Genomic DNA, 18,495 nt, shown 5'->3' with positions numbered 1-18,495 from the left:
TTTTAGTTTGGTTGTTGGTTAGTAATCTTAAAAGCATTACAAACGATGTTGTTTGTTGATACAAATGTCTTGAATAAATACTAAACTAAAAAATGTAGACTATCATCAAAGTGTCTACAGGTAGTAAAAAATAAATCTAAGTAGTAAATAAAATGTATTGATTTAAAACATTGTTAATTTATTTTAAATCAGTTGTTTAAATTTTATTATTTCGGAATTTATAAAATTGTTTAAAGAATTTATATAATTTCTCTAAAAGGAATTTCAAGTTGAGTTCCGAATTTTTTTTGATTATTGGATAAATTTGAAATAGCAACACCTAATAGTCGAACAGGTTTTTCTGAAGAGTAACCTTCGGTTAATAAATCATAACAAATTTGATCAAAAAGGTCTCTATTTTTAATTGGAAATGAAGCTGATTTACTTTTTGTAGTAACCGAAAAATCATTGTGTTTTATTTTTACAGTTATTGTTCTTCCATAAATTGATGTTTTCAAGGAAAAGTTCCAAACATCTTCCATTAGTGGAAATAAAGCGATTTGCATTTCTTCTAATGTTTCTAAATCTTTGCTAAAAGTTGTTTCTGAACCAGATGATTTTCGCAATCGAGTAGGATTGACCTCTCTAAAATCTAATCCTCTAACAATATTGTAATAGTATTTACCAGATTTTCCGAATTCGCGTAAGAGTTTTTCTAATTCTAGATTCTTCAAGTCCAAACCTGTATGAATACCCATCATTTGCATACGTTCGGCAGTTACTTTTCCAATTCCATGAAATTTTTTGATTGGTAATTGATCAATAAAACTTTCAGACATTTTAGGTGTAATAACATAAAGTCCATCAGGTTTGTTATAGTCCGAAGCAATTTTAGCTAAAAATTTATTGAACGAAACACCTGCTGAAGCAGTCAAATTTGTTCGTTCTTTTATTTTTTGTTTGATTTCGTTTGCTATATCCGTTGCAATTTCGATGTTTTTATGGTTAATTGTTACATCCAAAAAAGCTTCATCCAAAGATAAAGGTTCGACCAAATCAGTATATTCAAGAAATATTTCACGAATTTGATTCGAAACTTCTTTATAAACTTGAAATCGAGGTTTTACAAATATTAATTGCGGACATTTGCGCTTTGCAACAACAGAGGACATTGCAGAGCCAACTCCATATTTTCTAGCTTCGTAACTAGCGGTAGCAATCACACCTCGCTCTTCATTTCCGCCAACAGCAATGCATTTTCCTCTTAATTCGGGAAAATCTCGTTGTTCAACAGAAGCAAAAAAAGCGTCCATATCGATGTGAATAATCTTACGCTGCATCTTGCAAAATTACTCGCTTTTATTTTAAATGATACTCCTGAATAAAGTTTTTTAAGTTTTTCTTATCGGCAACAATTGTCAAATAATCGCCCAGTTCAATCGGTACATTTCGATCAGGATTATGAATCATTTTACCATCGCGCTCTATCGAAACCACAATTCCTTTCGCCGTATCTTTTACCCAACCAATCGATTTATGCTCCAAAACACAAAAATCATTCGGAATAACTACTTTATCCAACGTAAAATTATCTGTATTTTTAAGATCATTATTTTCTGGAGGAGTTTCACCAATAATTTGCAAATACTTCTCAAATCGTTGAATATGTTCATCCGTTCCAATAATTCCAATTTTATCGAAAGGATATAAAACTGATTCAGAATTTGGAGTCTGAATGATTCGGTCCCCACGTTTGATATAGGCAATATTGATCTGAAATTTTGTTCGCCAATCCAATTCACCCAAAGGAACACCAATAAAATTCGCATTTTGTGGAACAATCATATCCGAAATGTGTGTGTTATCCCAAGTATATTGAAATTTATCTTGTTTCTTTTTCTCTTCAATTTTTTTAGTCAAAATTTCACGTTCATTTAAGTTATAAATGAATTTTGTTTGAATATAATTGTAAAATTGATTGAAATATTTCGAAAGAAAATACATAGTAATCAATAATCCAATAACCAAAATAATTGAGGCAATTGTGCTTGAAAAAAATTGGTTATAAATAAAAATTACAGCAACAACAACTAAAGTTAAACGTATAGAAATAATTGCAATAATTGGTGCACGATTGTAATTAGATTCATCCCAAAACTCTCGGATAATTTCTCTTTTTGGACGATTTCCAATAATTGCCCAAATAAATGGAATACACAATACAAATGTCAATGTAAGGCTGACCAAACTTGCGCCAAAATAGGTAAACCAATCGGTTAATAAGAATAAAACGTAGCTTTTTATGATTAATGTGATTGCGATAATGATTATTCCATTGATGAAAATTGTTGAAACCGTTTGTTTGATGATTTTATTCCATTTATTTTCGTTTTGAATATGTTGTGTATCAGATGAATAATTTTCAACACCTTGAATGAATTTTTGCGGAAGAATTTTTTCCAATAAAGTATAAACTTTGTCAGATGATTTTATTAAATAAGGTGTTGTAAATGTTGTAATTGCCGAAACACCAACTGCAACAGGAAATAAGAAGTCGCTTGTTACACCAAGAGAAAGTCCTAAACCAGCAACGATGAAAGCAAATTCACCAATTTGTGCCATGCTCATTCCTACTTGTACAGATTGTTTTAGCGGTTGTCCTGAAATTATAGCACCTAAAGTGGTAAAAATTAACTTTCCGAAAATCGTCAACAAGGTCACAATCAAAATTGCCCATTTGTGTTCGTACATCGAAACGGGATCAATCATCATTCCAATAGAAATAAAGAAAATTGTTGCGAATAGATTTTTTACAGATTGAAAATTATGTTCGATTTTTTCTGCATAAACAGTTTCAGCGAGAATAGAACCCATTACAAATGCACCTAATTCTATTGAAAAACCTACGCTATCAGCAATGTAAACCATTCCAAGACATAACCCAATTGAGATAATTAGTAAAGTTTCATCATCTAAATAATTCTTAATTGAACGTAGAAAAGTTGGAATAATAAAGATTCCTCCAATAAACCAAACCGCTAAAAAGAAACCTAATTTAACGAAAGAATTAATCATTTCTGCTCCGTTAAAATGCTGGCTAACAGCCATTGTAGAAAGCATAACCATCAATAAAATGACCACAATATCTTCTACAATTAAAATTCCGAAAACGACATTCGCGAATTTTTTTCGTTTTAAACCTAATTCATCAAACGCCCTAATAATAATGGTTGTAGAAGAACTGGCTAATAAACCGCCGAGGAAAATACTGTCCATTGTAGACCAATTCATAAATCGACCAACAAAATAACCAACGGTTACGATGCAAATAATTTCAACAATTGCAGTGATGGAGGCAGAGCCACCAACATTGAGCAATTTTTTGAAACTAAATTCTAATCCAAGACTAAAAAGTAGAAATATAACACCAATTTTTGCCCAAATCTCCACATTATGTTCTTCTGCAACAGATGGAATATATTCGAAATGTGGTCCAACTAAAAAACCAGCAATAATATAACCTAAAACAAGAGGTTGGTTGATGCGTTTGAAAATAAGCGTCGTCACAGCGCCTACACATAGAATTAATCCAAGATCGGTAATGAGTTTTGGCAGGTGTTCTTCCATAAATTGCGTTTAATCTCCACTAATTTATGAATTTTTTAAAAGATAATTAATTGTTCAACTATTGATTAACTTTATATCATTATCAATTTTTTGTAAAAAGAAAAGCGAAGAGATAAAAACTCTTCGCTTTTTTTATTTAGTTTATTTCTCGTTTTATTTGACTTAAAATAGTTGGATCTTTTATTTCACTATCTTTTGCTAATAATAAAACTTTTGAGATGACTTCTGCAGATTTAGGATCATCATCAGCAAAAGGTAAAAATATTCGACCTCTATGTTGCGATTGTACAGGTAAAATAGATAAATACAAACCTGGTACTTGATGCACAACAGCGCTTCCTAAATGTACACTATATTCTGCCATTTCTCCTTTTATGTAAGCATGACTTCCTTTTGTTTCGACATTTTTCAGTTTGAATAATCGAGTCGTTTCATTTAATAAAACTGTTCGCATTTCAATTGTAGAATGACTTGCTTCAGGATCAACACCGCCAACATGAGCTACACTAACAACCAAATCAATATCACGCATTACTTCCGAGAAAATTCTAGGATTAATTTCTTCGAAAGGAATATTTTTATGTGTTTTTAATGAGTGAAATTCGATAGTTTCTAAAGTTGGACTTTCGACATCAGCAAGAGAAAACCAATCTGCCAAAGCATATAGCTTAACTTGATAACCTTCTTTGTGAAAAACCTTTTGCAAACCTTCTTCGTAATCAACTTTCCAATCACGTGTTTTCAATAAAGCCAATGTTTGTTTTGGTTGAACTTGATGTCCAGCATATCGACGAGAAATAGATTTTTCCTTTAGTTCATCTGCTGTAGGAATATATAATTCTCTAAAAATTTGTTTAAAAGGTTGCTTTAATTTTTGATCAAAACAATAATGTTGATAATCAATCCAAACAGAATTTTGATGTAAATCATAACAATGAGCAATTCTGAACATTTCTGTAGAATCAATAGATTGTAAATTCCCTTTTGCGTCCTTTAATTGTCCATTTACATAAAAACCAATTGTATTTTTGCTTGAAATAAAGACTAATTTCTCTAAATGTTTTGAAATGATTGGATGTGAAAAAAGATTTTCAATTTCTGAAAATAAAAAATCATCTCCACGAATCATCGCTTCTTCTAAACCTTTTCTCGAACGAGTAAATTGTTCTCGCAATGTTTTACGATAATTGGTAAGTTCTACAACTGCTTTGTCCTTCTTTAGTTTTGGTGGAATAGATTTTAATTGTTTATCTCCTTTAAAAGTTACCAAATCTGCTTTTCCGTCTTCATCAATAATCAAACCTATTGTTGTACCATCAATTTCGACTTGTGTATCTTTTGATAAAATTTGCTGAACCTGTTGAGATTCCATTGCCCAAGTTAAACGAATAGGATCTGGATAACCTGCATTTCTTGCCAAGTTTTCTAAAGCAACTCGCAAAGCTAAAGCTTCGCTTGTTTGTTTCATCGATCCGAACTCTCTACTTTCTTTTTTGAATTGTTGTAAATATTCATAGCGCGATAAAACATCTTTTTCTGCATTTGTTTTGCTCAATGGAACCAAACCGTAAACACGCAAATAATCTTGATCTCGTTTATCTTTTACTTTGGCTGTAACTTCTCTAATTTTTAAATCTCCTGTCAAAGTATCTGCATAAAGTCTTGCTCTACGATGTCCATTTCCGTCAGAAATATATTTCGCAGCTTCGTACAAAATTTCCCAACGCGATTTTCCTAATTCTTTATATGCTTTTGTAAACCAGTCTTTGTCAACCGCCCCATCTTTGAAATCTTGAATATCAATTGAGGAATATTTTGCAACTTCACTTTCTAATTCAGCATTTTCAGCTTGATAGCCAGATGTTTTTGTATGTGCATGCATCCACCAAATCGCGGCGTCTAAACCTTTCCAATCTAAATAATTATTAACTAATTTTTGCCATTGAGGTGCATAAACAGAAGCTTCTATTAAACGACTTTCTGAAATTTTAGCTTTCTTTACTAATTGATTGAATTCTTCTTGCGTATCAGTTTCTAGTGGTAAACATCGTTTAATTAAGAAACTAAATAACTTTTGTTTTGTAACATCCGTATAACGCCAAGAATAAATGTATCCTTTGAAAAGTTTAGCTTTTCCAAGTTTATCTAAAATTTCAACAAAACGATTTATTCCATAAATATGCTCAAAACTTTGAACAAATTGCGTGACATTTGTATTAGAATCTCCACGTTTTAATTCAACATCTAAAAATTTTTCTCGAATATTTTCAATCATTTCAGTTAAGAAAGGAAAATCTTCTTGCATGGTTTTACTTCCTTGGTAACGATAATTTTTTCGATCACTTGTGATTTCATTGATACAATCAGGATCTAGAATTCCTTCGTACATTTCATCTTTTGTGATGAATTTATTTTGATAAGCTAAACAATAAATATAAAGCGGTGGTTTATTAAATTTTATATTTTCTTCTAAACCATTGTATTGACGCCATCTGTAGATATTCCATACTTTTTGGACATCATCTTTTTCTAGATTGATAAGGTTTATTTTGTTCAGAAAAACATCAAAAAAGCGTTCGTTTTGCCAACCATTTCCAAATTCTTCGTTGTAATAATAATTGTTTTTATCTCTTTTACTTTGATAATTAATAACGTCTTTTGGTAAGGCAGAAAACAATTGAATTGTTGCATCAATAACGAAATTATTTGCATCTTCAAACGGGAATTTTTCTTGAAGAATAAACAAAATTGATTTTAAAGGATTGTTCCAATAATAATCAGTTTTTAAAGGATTTGGAATTTTTCCTTTGTTATAGAACACATAATTTTCTAAAATAGTTCGCCAAACTTTTCGATCACATTCTTCTTCCATCGTCAATAAATAAAGATCGATAGGTGTTAACTTGCTGTCTAAATACCATTTTTCCCACGTTTCATGTAACGGATAATTTGCAAATTTTTCGTCAGCAGTTAAGTTTTGAGTATTTCGTTTCAAAGGATTAAAACTATTTCCCAACAAATCTGTAATTACGCTATTGTTCCAATCTTCATACTCATATTCGTAATCTTTATTTTGAAGATAAAGATCTTTCAATTGTTCTAAATTCTTAACAATTTCGTTTTCAGACTTAGAAAAACCGTATTTATTCTTCTTTGTATATTTCAAATAAACCGAATCTTTATCCAATTTCGGTAATTCGAATGGCGTAATATTAGCTGGATTGTAAATTCCATAACCATTTTCTATAGATAAAATATCGTTAGAACTTTTTGGATCTAATTGTTTTAAAAGAATAGTTTCTTTTTCAGTGATTTTTTTGCGCTCGTTAAAAGAACTGACAGTTTGTTTTATAAAATCAGTAGCACGTTTCTCTTTGTTTAATTGTAATAAAATGTCTAATCCCGCCAAACGCTGTTCAGCATCACCTTTTTCAATTAAATTTTGCGTAAAAGTTGAAATGATTTCATCATTTTGAAGAAGAATTAATTGAATTAAATGTTTGCGAAGATTGGCACTTTTTCTTTTAAATAAATCTTGAATCGATTCAATTTCTTGTTGATTTAATTCTGAATGTTTTAATGTATTTAAAGCAGAAGCAACAATACTTTCGCCTCGATCTTTAATTACTTTTAATGCAAATTCTCGCTGAAAATCAGAAACTTTAGTTGTCGATTTTTTCTGATCCATATAATAATATGAATAACTGTAAAAATCTTTTAAAACCAAACGCGTTAAAGATTCGCGTAACGAAAGACTTAATTGATCAAATAGAGCTAGAATTCGTTCAAGTTTTGTTTGGTCTTCTCCAATTAAATTAATCGCAACTGAATATAAATCGTCTTTCGAGAATTTTGTATTTAACCAAGAAAATACTTTTCCTTCGAATGTTTTTTCCTTTTCTTGAATTGTTTCTGCAAGATGTAAAACTTTATCAAAAAGACCGATTAAAGTATCATCGTTAGGAAATTTGAATGATGAAGTTACAGAAATCATTCGTGGTAAAAAGAAAGAGAAAACTTGTAAATTAACTTCGTCTAAAGCTTTATTATAAAGCCTTATTTCTTTTTCGTAAATAGAAGTTTCGCTTGCAAATTTTAAAGCCAAACATTTTTTTTCTATTGTTCCTTTTTCAAGTAATTTATCTAGATAGTTTAATGAAATATCAATATCTGTTACACCTTGCGACCAAAGCGCCATATAAACTTCGTTGTTGTTTTTACTTTCTATTCCTTTTTCTATGGTTTCAGGATGAGTCAAAAATTGATCAGCAAAAGCTAAGATATTACGAATTGTTGTTTCTTTTTCAGCTTCCCAACCTAATCCTGTCCACGTATCTACAGCGCGAACAACAGAAGAAAAGCGAGCTAATTTTTCATTAATAATAACTTTTATCAACGATTGTAATGCGCCAACACTTGTTTCGTCTAAGGTTTCGAGAATTGTTTGTCGCAAACCTTCTTGTCGTTGTGCAGAAAGCAAAAGTTTTTCAACCAATTCCCAAGCTTCAGGTTTATGAGAATTTAATAAAGCTTTGATAATATTTCGTGAAACTTTTCCTGTAGGATCTTTTCCGTAAATAATATCTTCCATTAATTGATAAATCTGTTGATTTCCTTGGTCAATCATTTCAGACCAAATCAATGTGTAACTATCATTAATACCGATGTCAGAAGAATATCTAATTTGCTCAACAATTGGTAAATCATAGTATTTATAGCCTTCGGAAGTGTATTGAGAAGGTTTTGTCAATAAATTTCGTAGAAAATTGATCTGCTTGACAAGAATGTAATCTTTTTGATTAGGTGCTCGAAAAGATCGTCTGTAATATCCCGATTGGTAAATATGTTGAGACATTTTGTTCCAACTATTTTTTACATAAGGAGCCAATTCTTCACCATAAAAAAGTTCTAATAATTTATAGTATTTTTTATCTTCCCAGATATTGTCAGAAATTAATTCTTTTAATTTGAAAAATTGTTTGGTTCCGTAATCAATTTCTGAGTAATAATCCGTGTTACCTTTTAGAATTAATAATCCTAATTCGGCAACTTCTTTTTTGATAGATTTAGGTAAAAGAGAAAGTTCTGAGGATTTTTTTAATTTTTTTTCTAGCTCTTTCGTTTTGTTTTTTGTCTCAAATGGAGTCAAAATTTCAATAAGTGTAGGCATATGTTTTGAGTTTTGTTCGTTCTACCAGTAGCTTCCAGCAAGGAAAGTAAGTCGTATAAATGTAAAAGATTGATTAGTTGTTAATGAAACTTCTTCAGCTAAATCTTCTATTTGTTCTTCTCCTAAGAAAATCGCAAACATTCCGTCTTCAAAAGCTTGTTTTGCTGTTTCTTGTGCTTTGGATAAATCAGCTTTGTTTTCGTTATAAATACTAGAAAAACTTACTTTACCTGATTCAATTAGAAGTGGTAAATAGTTTTCTTTAGGAAGTTTTTCTGTATCAATATCTTCTTTTTCTATCGGTTTTTGATTGTATTCTTCAACTTGTTGTTGAACTATAAAATCAAGAAGCTCATGAACAGAAATTGTATCTTTTGTTGTATTAAGTTGTATAGGTAATTCGGCAAGAATTGGATGTTTTTTGCCCAATTGTTTCACATTGACGTGAATAGTTTTCATATAAGTTTGTGTTAGTATGAGTTTTCTAAAATTAATAAAAATAACCTTTTAGAAAGATTAAACTTTTGCTAAAATTAGTTAATGTTTAACACAAAAAAACTCACTAATTCTGATGAATTAATGAGTTTGTATTTTCTTATCGAAAAGATTTTTTACAAAGTGATTTTTGCTAAATAAGAATCTCCTTCGGTTTTTATTTTTGTACATTTTAGTTGATGATATTCGCACGCATTTTTTAATGTATCAAAATCCAAATACAACCATTGAATAGGTTCTTCTTGCTCGCCTTTATAATGAACCGTAAAATCTAATTCACCATAATAATTTCCATTACTTGGAATCCATTTTCCACCATCTTCGTCTTCATCAAACATATAAATAATGTCGGTTCCATCAATCAAAACTTGACCATTCTCGGCTAATAAATTTTTGATTTTATCCAAGAAAACATTGATTAAAACTAAATTCTGAAAAATTCCAGTTCCGTTCATCAAAAATAGAATCGTGTCATATTTCTCAGCATCATTGATTTCAAGGAAATTCTGAACTTTTGCATTGTTGATTCCTCTCAATAAACAAGCTTCAATCGCTTTCGGAGAAATATCAATTGCTAAAGCATCCAACCCTTTTTCTTGTAAATAAAGTGAATGAGAACCCGCTCCACAACCAACATCCAAGATTTTTCCTTTTGATAAATCCAATGCTTTTTGCTCTAAAATTGGCATATCATCATATTCTCGAAAAAGATAATCAATTGGCATCACATCTAATTCTGAAATTGATGTTTCGGTATAGAGATCTTCGGGCGAATGATTGGTTTGATAATCTAAAATTGCCTGTCCGAAAAGGTCTTTCATGTTATTTTTATTTTTATGTTCTGATTGATACAGAAACTTTTATTTATTATTTTTTGCTAAAATAGCCTCAACAATTTGCTCTGCATGTACGCGCGAATTTTCGATGAACCAAATATTCGTCAACATTCCTCCACAAACAACGCCTGCCAAATATAATCCATCTACATTTGTTTCCATTGTTTCGGGATTGTAAGTTGGCGTTTTCAATTCATCATCACTGAAGGTTATTCCACAATTCTCCAAAAATTTGAAATTTGGATGATAACCAGTCAAGGCTAAAACAGTATCATTTTCAATTGAAATATCACCTTCTGGCGTTTGGACATGAACTTGATTTTCGTCAATCGATGTGATATTTGAGTTGAAATAAGCCTTGATACTTCCTTCACTAATTCTATTTTCGATATCTGGACGAACCCAATATTTTAGTCGATGCGTAAAGCTTTCTCCACGAATCACCATTGTTACATTAGCACCTTTTCGATAACATTCTAAAGCTGCATCAACAGAAGAATTATTCGCTCCAACAACCACTACATTCTGAAAAGAATACGGATGCGCTTCTTTATAATAATGATGAACTTTTTGTAAATCTTCTCCTTCGATATTCATCAAATTTGGAATATCATAAAAACCAGTTGCAAGGACTACATTTTTAGCTGAATAATTATTTTTTGACGTTTTAATCTCAAAATGATTTGTTTCAACTTTATTAATTGCTTCAACTTCTTCGTAAAGATTAAGATTAAATTTAAAATATTTATGAATGTTTCGATAATATTCTAACGCCTCTTGTCGACCAGGTTTTGGCGCAATACAATTGAATGGAATTTCTCCAATTTCTAATCGTTCGGCAGTCGAAAAAAATGTCATATACAAAGGATAGTTGTACAAACTATTTGTCAAAGCACCTTTTTCAATAATTAAATAAGAAAGATTGTTTCTTTTCGCTTCTATTGCACAAGCCAAACCAATTGGTCCAGCACCTACAATTATCAAATCATATTGTTCTTTCATCAAGCAAATTTACGGATAATCAGTTCGGTAATCTTTATGATTTTCACCAATTTTTATAAAAATAATGTTTAACTATTTGGATTAACGAAATATATTAATAATTTTGTTTGACAATTTTGTCAAAATAAAAAAGCCGCACAGATATGAAAGACGATACAGAAGAATTAATCAAAGAAACAGCGAAAAGAATGTTTTTTGCCGAAGGTAGATTTCATGCAACTACGCAAGAAATAGCTGATGAAGCGAAAGTGAATAGAACATTGATTAATTATTATTTCAGATCGCTAAACAATTTAATTAGTATTATTTACGAGGAAGCTACGCGTGTAAGTAATGAAAAATCGCGCGCTATTTTTGATAGAAATCGTGATATCAAAGAAATGATTGGCGAATTTATAGAGGATTCTATTGCAACATCAATCAAATATCCATATTTGGAAACCTACATCGTTACCGAAATGAATAAAAATAATACAATGTGTTCTAAGTTAATGAAAGATGATTTGGATGTCGTTGTAAATGTTTTTTACGAAAGATTAGAGGAAGAAATGGAAAAAGGAACGATAAAAAAGATGGAACCACTTCAGTTTTTGTTAAACATGATTTCGTTGGTCAATTATCCGTTTACAATTCGTCCACTTCTTCAATTGGATTTGAAATTGAGCGACGAAGATTTCAAACGTATTCTTTCTGATCGAAAAGAAATTATTCTCAATACACTTTTTAATAATTAATATATCAATGAAAAGGTTAAAACAATTACTTTCTATAGCGATTGTAGCGTTGATGAGTTCTGCAAATGCGCAAGAAATTATAGCACTTAAAGATGCAGTAAATTTTGCGTTAGAAAACAAAGCAGATGCAAAACGTGCAGATTTGGCAATCAAAAAAGCCGAATACAAAATTGATGAAGCCAGAGCAGGAGCTTTGCCGCAAGTGAATGCGAATGCAGGTTTGCAGTATAACCCAATTGTACAAGAAATGGCGTTGACAATGGGAGGACAAACAACTGTGATTAAAATGGGACAACCATGGAATTCGAGTTTAGGTGTTACGGTAAATCAAACATTGTTCGATCAACGTGTTTTTACAGGTTTGAAAGCGGCGAAAACAACACGCGAATTCTATCAGGTGAATGCAGATTTAACAGACGAACAAATTATTGAGCGTGTAGCAAATGCGTATTATCAAGTTTTTATTCAAGAAGAAAAATTAAAAACGATTGAAAAAAGTTACGAAAACACAAATAAAGTTCGAAATGTAATCAAAAGTTTAGTGGATAATGGTTTGGCAAAACCAATTGATTTAGACCGAATTGTTGTGCAATTAAATAATATTTCTTCTTCGCGTCAACAGTTGGTAAATGCAGTTGAAATCAACAAAAATGCGTTGAAATTCTATATGGGTTATCCAATTGAGCAACCAATTAGCTTAACAGAAGAAACAATTACGCCAAATTTAGTTTTGTTGGAAGATCAAATAGATGTTGAAAATAGAACCGAATTTAAAGTTTTATCGAAACAAAAAGAATTGTTAGGTTTTGCGAAAGAAGCGGAGCGAGCAAATTTATATCCAACTGTTGGTTTAGCTGGAAATTATGGATTGCAAGGTTTTGGTGAAAAATTTATTACTTCGAAAAGTTACATCTGGTCAGATTTGGCTTCGATTGGTTTGAGTGTTAAAGTTCCGATTTTTTCTGGTGGAGCTACAAAAGCAAAAATTAATCAAGCAGAAATTGATTTGTTGGATATCGAAGAACAAATGAATGACACAAAACTTGGTTTGAGTTTAGAATATCAAAATGCAAAAGCGCAAATTGAAAATGCATTGAAAAGTGTCGATATTCAAGAAGAAAACGTGAGTTTGGCGGAGAAAGTTTTATCAAATACTCAAAATAATTACCAACAAGGTTTGGCAAATTTGACAGAGATTTTAGATGCTGAAAATGCGTTGACAGATGCTCGAAATAATTACTCAAATGCTTTGTTAGAATATAAAATTGCCGAAATCGCATTAATCAAAGCAAAAGGAGATTTAAAAACATTAATTCAATAATAGAACCGATTTTATGAAATCAGTAAAAACTTTACTTTATATATTAATTGCAGCCGGTTTGATTGGTGGTGCAATTTACATTATCAAAAATAATAAAGCGAAACAAGAAGAAGAGGTAGCAATCGTAAATGCGGCTAATGACGATGTTGTGGTAAAAACGATTAAAGCTAATTTTCAAAGTTTAAATACAGATTATACGTCAAATGGTACATTTGCGCCATTTCAGGAAATGAGTTTTCCTTCGGAAATTTCTGGTCGAATTGTCCGTGTTTTGGTTGATGAAGGGAGTTATGTTTCTGTTGGTCAAACATTGGCAACAATCAAAAAAGATGCAATTGAAGTTGATGTTACGCAAGCGCAAAATAATCTTCAAAATGCAATTATTGACAATCAACGTTACGAAAATGCTTATAAAACGGGAGGTGTAACAAAGCAACAATTAGATAATTCGCGTTTGCAATTAAAAAATGCAAGAGCAGCGGTTTCTGCGCAAAATTTGCGTGTGCGTGATACGAATGTAAAAGCAACGATTTCTGGTGTAATCAACAAACGTTATATCGAGCCAGGATCTGTAGTAGCACCAGGTTCTCAAATGTTTGATATTGTAAATGTATCAAAATTAAAATTACAAGTTACAGTAACAGAAGCTGAGGTTGTCAATCTTAAAGTTGGTCAAACCATCAAAGTGTTGGCGAGTGTTTTTCCAGATCAAGAATTTGCAGGAAAAATTTCTTTTATCGCACCTAAAGCAGATGCTTCATTAAATTTTCCTGTGGAAATTCAAGTTTCAAATAATTCTGGTTTAAAAGCTGGTATGTATGGAACGGCAGTTTTCTCGACAAAAGATGATGTGAATGCAGGCAAAAATGTATTAGTTGTTCCTGCGAATGCGTTTGTGAACGGAATTAGTTCTGGACAAGTTTTCGTGGTTGAAAATAATACAGCAAAATTAACGAAAGTTGTGATTGGGAAAACGGTTGGAACTGAAGTTGAAATTATCAGCGGATTAAAAGATGGAGCTGAAATCGTAACAAGTGGTCAGATTAATCTGAAAGATGGAACGAAAGTGAAAGTTGTAAAATAAGAGTAGTTTTTCCATGAAAATAGCAGAAATATCAATTAAACGACCTACAATGATTATCGTGTTATTCACGATTTTGACTTTGGGAGGATTGTTTAGTTATACGCAAATGGGATACGAATTAATCCCAAAATTTGAAACGAATGTCGTTACGATTTCAACAGTTTATCCTGGAGCTTCTCCAAACGAAGTTGAAAATTCTGTAACCAAAAAGATAGAGGATGCGGTTGCAGCCTTAGAAAATGTAAAGAAAGTAGAATCGAAATCATACGAAAGTTTATCGGTTGTGATGGTGACGTTAAATTCTGATGCAAATGCAGATTTAGCGCTGAATGATGCGCAACGTAAGATTAACGCAATCGAAAAAGATTTACCAGATGATGTCGACCCGCCTTCGTTGACGAAATTCTCGTTGAGTGATTTACCGATTATTACAGCTGGTGTAACGTCTGATAAGTTGACAGAAAAAGATTTGTATGATTTATTGGATAAAAAAGTAGAACCAGTTTTATCACGTGTAACAGGTGTTGCGCAAGTAAATTTGATTGGAGGACAAGAACGTGAAATTCAGGTAAGTTTAGATCCTTTGAAATTGAAAGGTTACGGATTATCTGTGCCTCAAGTTCAACAAGCAATTTTGACATCGAATTTAGATTTCCCAACAGGAAGTGTAAAAACGCGTGAAAATTCGACAATTATTCGTCTTTCGGGAAAATATAAATCGGTTGATGAATTAAATAATTTAGTGATTTCTTCGAATAATGGCATTCAAGTTCGTTTGTCAGAAGTTGCTTTTGTGCAAGATTCTCAAAAAGAAGTAGAAAAAATAGCACGTGTTAATCAGAGTTCAGCGATTATTGTTCAGGTTGTAAAACAATCTGATGCAAATGCGGTGGCTGTTTCTGAATTGATGAAAGAAACCATCAAAAAAGTTGAAGCTGATTATAGCAAAGAAGGACTTAAAATTCAGATTGTAAATGATACGTCTGATTTTACTTTAGCAGCTGCAGATCACGTTATTTTCGATTTAGTTTTAGCCGTTGTGTTGGTTGCAATTGTGATGCTTTTGTTTTTACATAGTATTCGTAATGCCTTTATTGTAATGGTTTCTATTCCAGCTTCGTTAATCGCAACGTTTATCGGAATGTATTTGATGGGTTATACGTTAAACTTGATGTCGTTACTTGGTTTATCACTTGTTGTGGGAATTTTGGTGGATGATGCGATTGTAGTTTTGGAGAATATTTACCGTCATATGGAGATGGGAAAATCGAAAATTAGAGCATCGTATGACGGAGCAAAAGAAATTGGATTTACTGTAACTGCGATTACATTGGTAATTGTAGTGGTTTTCTTACCAATTGCAATGAGTACAGGTTTGGTTTCTAACGTTATTTCTCAATTCTGTGTTACCGTAGTTATTGCAACTTTATTATCCTTATTGTCATCGTTTACAATTGTACCTTGGTTATCATCTCGTTTTGGGAAATTAGAGCATATCACAGGGAAAAATATTTTCGAAAAATTTATTCTTTGGTTCGAAAAACAATTAACAAAATTCACGCATTTCATTTCTGATATGTTAGAATGGTGTTTAAAATCAACTGTTCGAAGAATTGGTGTTTTTATTGGCGTTTTCATTCTTTTATTTGGAACAATTGCCATCTTAATGGGAGGAAAATACATTGGTGGAGAATTTTTCCCAAAAACAGATAAAGGAGAATTCTTGGTTCAGATGGAATTACCAAAAGACGCAACAATAGAAGAGTCAAACTTTGTAACACAAAAAGCAGAGAAATTTTTACGTGGTAAAAAAGAAGTTGTTGATATGATTACGACGGTTGGTCAAAGTTCCGAAGGTTTTGGAGCGGCGCAAGCAACAGCTTATAAGTCGGAGATTGATGTTATTCTAAATGATAAATCAGAGCGTGAAGACAATTCGTTTATTTATGCAGCGAAAGTAAAACGCGAATTAGAAAAAGAATTGGTTGGAGTAAAAGTGAAAACTGTTCCAGTTGGTTTGATCGGAGCAGAGCAAGCGCCAATTGCGTTGGTTGTGACTGGTCCAAATTTAGAAAGCGCGATGAAATTTGCTGAGTTAGCGAAGCACGAATTAGAACAAATCAAAGGTTCTTCGGAAGTGAAATTAACAACAGAAGCAGGTAATCCTGAAATTAATGTGCAAGTTGATCGTGATAAAATGTCTTCTTTAGGATTGAATCTTCAAACGGTTGGTTTAACCATGCAAACGGCTTTCTCTGGAAATACAGATGGTAAATTCCGTGCTGGTGAATACGAATATGATATTAATATTCAATACAATGATTTCAATCGTTCTAATATTGATGATGTTCGTAGCTTAATTTTTGTAAATGATAAAGGACAACAAATTCGATTAGATCAATTTGCAACGGTTATGCAAAGTTCAGGTCCAAGTTTCTTAGAGCGTCGTGATAAAACGCCTTCTGTAACGGTTCAAGCACAATCGGTTGGTCGTACAACAGGTGATATTGTAACTGACTTCAAGGAAAGTTTGAAGAAAATTGACAATAAGAAACCAACTGGTGTTTCTTATGTTTGGGGTGGAGATGAAGAAAATCAATCCGAAGGTTTTGGTACATTAGGTTATGCATTATTAGCTGCTATTATCTTGGTTTATTTGGTAATGGTTGCTTTGTACGACTCGTTTATTTATCCTTTCGTGGTTTTGTTTTCGATTCCATTATCTTTAATCGGAGTTTTCGTAGTTTTAGCATTAACAAATAATTCATTGAATATCTTCACGATTCTCGGAATGATTATGTTGATTGGTTTGGTGTGTAAAAATGCGATTTTATTGGTCGACTTTACCAATCACCGAAAAGAAGCTGGCGAAACTACTCACAATGCTTTGGTACAAGCCAATCATGCGCGTCTTCGTCCAATTTTGATGACAACAATTGCGATGGTTTTCGGGATGATTCCAATTGCCTTAGCAAAAGGAGCAGGAGCGGAGATGAACAATGGTTTAGCATGGGTAATTATTGGTGGTTTAGTGTCATCATTATTCCTAACCTTAATTATCGTTCCTGTGGTTTATTCATTATTCGATAGTGCAATTCGTCGTTTCTCAAAAGGAGAAAAAGTAGATTATGAAGCAGAAATGGTTGCAGATTATGAAGCAAGACAAATAAAAGAAGAATGGGAAGAGTAATCTTTCGTTTTTAGATATTTAATCAAAACCGCTCAGTTTTATTCGTTTAATTGAGATATAAAAAAAATCCTTGTCAAAGTTCTGAACCTTGACAAGGATTTTTTATTTAGTTGAAACTAGTTATTTTGCTAATGCGATGTTAGCTATAGTGTTTTTAATCTTCAATATTTCTTGAATACCATTCTGTTAATTCCCAAGTTTCATCTTTCTCGATTCTATAATTAAATTCACGAGGATAATTTTCTGAGTCAATTAATTTAGTAAGAAAATCATTTGCAAGTTCTGGTGAATAAATTTTATAGATTAATTGTCTAGTTGAATTCCAAGTTATTCTCGCAAAGAAAAGTGCATTTGGTTTCTCCTTATTATTACCTTTAATTTTTTTATCCAAAAACTCTTCAAATTTTTCAATGATTTTTAATTCTTCTTCCGAAGGCATTCCATTTTCAATAGTTTTATCAAAATCAATTAATATTGAGCAATTCCAAGAAAATACTTTTTTCAAATTTTTGCTTTTCAAGTTATCATTTACAATGGCAATTCCAGGAAGTTGTTCCTGTTTAAATTCCAAAACTTTATAAATTTCCTCGGGAATAAAAACTTCAATATCATCTGATTTTTTCATTTGTAGCAGTTTTATTTGGTAACATTACAGCTAACATTATTTTTTTTCACGAAGTTAAACATAGTCAAGTTTCATGAAAAAAACATTATATCAGTTTTTCGTTAATTTTCCACAAATATAAACATTCGCAATAAGAGTTAAAGTATTACTTAGTTTTTTCTATTATCCGCTAAAAAGATTTGATTACAAACAGGTATATTTCACCTTACCCGAGTCCTCGGTTGATTACAAACAGGTGTGTTTTACCTTTCCAGAGTCTTCGGTTGATTATAAACAGATGTTTTTTGCCTTTCCTGTGTCCTCAGTTTATTACAAACAGATGTGTTTTACCTTACTCAAGTCTTCGGTTGATTACAAACAGATGTTTTTTGCCTTTCCTGTGTCCTCAGTTTATTACAAACAGATGTGTTTTACCTTACTCAAGTCTTCGGT

Annotated in this window: 11 protein-coding genes; 4 read left to right on the top strand and 7 right to left on the bottom strand. The window is 31.7% G+C overall.

Annotated elements, in window-relative coordinates; translation table 11 throughout:
• Positions 1-239 precede the first annotated feature (239 nt).
• The 6 genes from dinB to HXZ74_RS05575 form a co-directional block, all read right to left on the bottom strand.
• Complete coding sequence (gene dinB / locus HXZ74_RS05600; RefSeq protein ID WP_180904761.1) at positions 240-1,319, bottom strand: DNA polymerase IV; 1,080 nt, start codon at positions 1,317-1,319, stop codon at positions 240-242.
• Between the two features lie 19 nt (positions 1,320-1,338).
• The gene (locus HXZ74_RS05595) at positions 1,339-3,606 is read right to left on the bottom strand and encodes a cation:proton antiporter domain-containing protein (RefSeq protein ID WP_180904760.1); all 2,268 of its coding nucleotides are present in this window, start codon (positions 3,604-3,606) and stop codon (positions 1,339-1,341) included.
• Positions 3,607-3,742: 136 nt separating this feature from the next.
• The gene (locus HXZ74_RS05590; RefSeq protein ID WP_286474237.1) at positions 3,743-8,776 is read right to left on the bottom strand and encodes a DUF4132 domain-containing protein; all 5,034 of its coding nucleotides are present in this window, start codon (positions 8,774-8,776) and stop codon (positions 3,743-3,745) included.
• Positions 8,777-8,797: 21 nt separating this feature from the next.
• Positions 8,798-9,235 carry a hypothetical protein gene (locus tag HXZ74_RS05585; RefSeq protein ID WP_180904758.1) on the bottom strand — a complete coding sequence of 146 codons (438 nt, stop codon included), beginning with the start codon at positions 9,233-9,235 and terminating at the stop codon, positions 8,798-8,800.
• Positions 9,236-9,387: 152 nt separating this feature from the next.
• Positions 9,388-10,092, bottom strand: a complete 705-nt coding sequence (locus tag HXZ74_RS05580) for a class I SAM-dependent methyltransferase (RefSeq protein WP_114999779.1) — start codon at positions 10,090-10,092, stop codon at positions 9,388-9,390.
• Between the two features lie 39 nt (positions 10,093-10,131).
• On the bottom strand, positions 10,132-11,109 hold the full coding sequence (locus HXZ74_RS05575) for a YpdA family putative bacillithiol disulfide reductase (RefSeq protein WP_038336586.1): 978 nt from the start codon (positions 11,107-11,109) through the stop codon (positions 10,132-10,134).
• 143 nt (positions 11,110-11,252) lie between these two features.
• On the opposite strand from HXZ74_RS05575, the gene HXZ74_RS05570 reads away from it, so the two are divergent.
• Genes HXZ74_RS05570 through HXZ74_RS05555 form a run of 4 tightly spaced genes read left to right on the top strand, consistent with a single transcriptional unit; the run spans position 11,253 to position 17,438 of the window.
• On the top strand, positions 11,253-11,843 hold the full coding sequence (locus HXZ74_RS05570) for a TetR/AcrR family transcriptional regulator (RefSeq protein ID WP_286474234.1): 591 nt from the start codon (positions 11,253-11,255) through the stop codon (positions 11,841-11,843).
• Between the two features lie 7 nt (positions 11,844-11,850).
• Positions 11,851-13,164, top strand: a complete 1,314-nt coding sequence (locus tag HXZ74_RS05565) for a TolC family protein (protein ID WP_038336584.1) — start codon at positions 11,851-11,853, stop codon at positions 13,162-13,164.
• 13 nt (positions 13,165-13,177) lie between these two features.
• Positions 13,178-14,248: an efflux RND transporter periplasmic adaptor subunit gene (locus HXZ74_RS05560; RefSeq protein ID WP_038336583.1), complete on the top strand. Its 1,071-nt coding sequence runs from the start codon at positions 13,178-13,180 to the stop codon at positions 14,246-14,248.
• A 13-nt stretch (positions 14,249-14,261) separates the two neighbouring features.
• The gene (locus HXZ74_RS05555) at positions 14,262-17,438 is read left to right on the top strand and encodes an efflux RND transporter permease subunit (RefSeq protein ID WP_038336582.1); all 3,177 of its coding nucleotides are present in this window, start codon (positions 14,262-14,264) and stop codon (positions 17,436-17,438) included.
• 154 nt (positions 17,439-17,592) lie between these two features.
• On the opposite strand, the gene HXZ74_RS05550 is transcribed toward HXZ74_RS05555, so the two are convergent.
• Positions 17,593-18,063, bottom strand: a complete 471-nt coding sequence (locus HXZ74_RS05550) for a DUF695 domain-containing protein (protein WP_114999784.1) — start codon at positions 18,061-18,063, stop codon at positions 17,593-17,595.
• Between the last annotated feature and the right edge of the window lie 432 nt (positions 18,064-18,495).

It is taken from the genome of Empedobacter sp. R750, from assembly GCF_030324345.1.
Classification (GTDB): Bacteria; Bacteroidota; Bacteroidia; order Flavobacteriales; family Weeksellaceae; genus Empedobacter; species Empedobacter falsenii_C.
The sequence above is the reverse complement of the archived record's forward strand: the minus strand, read 5'-3'. Positions and strand labels throughout refer to the sequence as shown.